General features: G+C 61.5%; 3 protein-coding genes. All 3 read right to left on the reverse strand.

What is annotated here, in order from left to right:
• Positions 1-43: 43 nt before the first annotated feature.
• The 3 genes from tnpC to tnpA all read right to left on the reverse strand — a co-directional run bounded on the left by tnpC (position 44) and on the right by tnpA (position 2,409).
• Positions 44-1,576 carry an IS66 family transposase gene (tnpC, locus tag F6X42_RS42260; protein WP_187639686.1) on the reverse strand — a complete coding sequence of 511 codons (1,533 nt, stop codon included), beginning with the start codon at positions 1,574-1,576 and terminating at the stop codon, positions 44-46.
• Positions 1,577-1,639: 63 nt separating this feature from the next.
• Positions 1,640-1,975, reverse strand: a complete 336-nt coding sequence (gene tnpB / locus F6X42_RS42265) for an IS66 family insertion sequence element accessory protein TnpB (RefSeq protein ID WP_133662130.1) — start codon at positions 1,973-1,975, stop codon at positions 1,640-1,642.
• Positions 1,972-2,409, reverse strand: coding sequence for an IS66-like element accessory protein TnpA (gene tnpA / locus F6X42_RS42270; RefSeq protein WP_187639685.1), 438 nt, complete (start codon positions 2,407-2,409; stop codon positions 1,972-1,974). Before tnpA ends, tnpB begins: the two co-directional genes overlap by 4 nt.
• Between the last annotated feature and the right edge of the window lie 37 nt (positions 2,410-2,446).

Raw genomic sequence — 2,446 nt, forward strand, 5'->3', positions numbered from 1 at the left:
GTAAGCGCCCGGCAATGGCACCCTGGGGAGTGCCTACGAGCGATCAGGCGGTGATCGGCGCCCAGCGATGAGGCAGTAGCTGAGCGATGTGGTCGGCGCGATGCGTTGGCAAGCGATTCAGTACGTCTTTCAGGTAGACGTATGGATCATGGCCGTTGAGCTGCGCTGATCGAATCAGGCTCATAATCGCGGCTGCACGTTGGCCCGCGCGCAAAGAGCCCGCGAAGAGCCAGTTCGCCCTTCCCAGGGCCCATGGACGAATCTGATTTTCCAGCCAGTTGTTGTCGATGGGCACATGCCCATCGACAAGATAGCGTGTAAGCGCGTCCCATCGCTTGAGGCTGTAGTCGAGTGCCCTGGCGATCGCCGATCCCTCGGAGACCAGTTTGCGCTGACCGGTCATCCAGGCATGCAATGCATCGGCAATGGGTCGCGCTCGCTCCTGGCGCTCGATACATCTTCGATCGGGCTTCAGGTCTGCAACGTCGCGCTCGACGTCGTATAGCGCGACGAAGTATTTCAGGGCCTGTTCCGCGATCTGGCTCTTGTGGTTGGCGTGCAGTTCGAAGAACTTCCTCCTGGCATGTGCCGCGCAGCCGATTTCAGTGATGCCCAGCTCGAATCCGGCTTTATAGGCGCTGTAATCATCACACACCAGCTTGCCACGCCATTTGCCGAGGAACGTGCGAGCATGTTCGCCAGCACGGCTATCCGCGAATTCATAGACCACTGCGCGCACGTCGGCGAACTGCGTGGTGGCATACGCCCATACATAGGCGCGTTGCGTTTTTCCTTTACCGGGAACCAGCATTTGCACCGGCGTCTCATCGGCGTGCAGCACACCCTGTTGCAGAAGCTCGTCGCGCAGCGCGTCGACTAGCGGCTGCAACCGCACGCCGCAAACGCCAACCCACTCGCCAAGCGTTGATTGGGGAATTGCAAGACCCGCGCGTTCGAAGATGCGTTCCTGACGGTACAGCGGCAAGTGATCGCCGTATTTGGCGACCAGCACTTGCGCGAGCAAGCCGGCGGTAGGGATGCCCTTGTCGATCACATGAGGCGGAACAGGCGCCTGAATCAGCGTTTCGCACGCCTTGCAGGCCCACTTGCCGCGAATGTGCCGCTCGACCGTGAACACGCCCGGCGTATAGTCCAGCTTCTCGCTGACGTCCTCGCCGATACGCACTCGCTGGCAACCGCAGGAGCACGTCTTGTCGTCGGGTTCATGGTGGATGTCGGTGCGCGGCAAGTGCGGAGGCAGCGGTGTGCGCCTGGGCTTCTGCCGTTGCTTATCCGGTGGTGTATCCGGCTGCAACTGCTCAAGTTCGATTTCGAGTGCGGCCAGATCGGCATCGATCGCCTCATTGAGCAGACTCAGTTGCTCGGCGTTGAGCTGCTCGCTGCGCTTGCCGAAATGCAGACGCCTGAGCACGGCAATCTCGTGTGTAAGCTGGTCGATGCGCGTCTTACGGTAGCGCAGTTCCCGCTCGTTCTCGCCGACCTGAGCCATCAACTGCGCAGCCAGTGTGCGCAGTTCGTCGGGGCTCAGAGCATCGAGGTTGGCGGGTAGGTTCATGGGGCCAGTCTGCCAGAACCCAACCCGCTGCGGCAAGCAAGCCAGTTTACGTCTTTGGGGGTATTACACGACCGTAATCGCGTGATCGTGTGTGAGCGTCTGCCACGGTAGTCCGGTCACGAGCGCTCGCAACTGCTCGGGATTGAGCGCGGTGGCGATCGCCTGGTCCCCATTCGTCCAGATGAACCGCCCCTTGTTCAGGCGACGCGCAGCCAACCAGATACCGAACCCGTCGTACACCAGTACCTTCATGCGCGTCGAATGCTTATTGGCGAACAGGTAGGCGTGGTGCGGACGTGCCGCGCCGAACACCTTGACCACACGCGCCAGGACCGTGTCGATGCCGGCGCGCATATCGATGGGCTCCGTCGCCAGCCAGATCGCCTCGATGCGGATCATCGCAGCCACCCTTGCAACCAGGCGGCGCAATCGGCTGCGGCACAAAGCGGCCAGCGCACCATGACGGTCGCCGCTCCCCGGCGCACCTCGATCTGAATCTCCGTCGAAGCGGGCACCGCGCCCGGCGCTTGCAGTTGCAGCGGAACGAACTCCGCCGGCGGCACGCTCATCGACTGGCGCGCCTCACGTGCGAGGTCCTGTTCCTCCTGTGCAGCCACCCATCGGCGCAGCAAATTCGCATTCAACTGGTAATGCAGCGCGACCGCAGCGATTGACACATTCGGCTGCATCGCCGCACGAATCACCTTCTCCTTGAACTCCTTGCTGTGCCGACGGCGCCGCGTCGGCCGCACCACTTCAGAACCCACTTCATTTTCGTTCATAGCGTACACGTGTCCATTAAAAAAATAGGTGGACACGATCGTCGCTTTCATGACCCGCCGGTTCAAGGTGACATTGCCGGGCGCTTAC

The sequence above is a fragment of the Paraburkholderia podalyriae genome, from assembly GCF_014397785.1.
GTDB classification, from domain to species: domain Bacteria; phylum Pseudomonadota; class Gammaproteobacteria; order Burkholderiales; family Burkholderiaceae; genus Paraburkholderia; species Paraburkholderia podalyriae.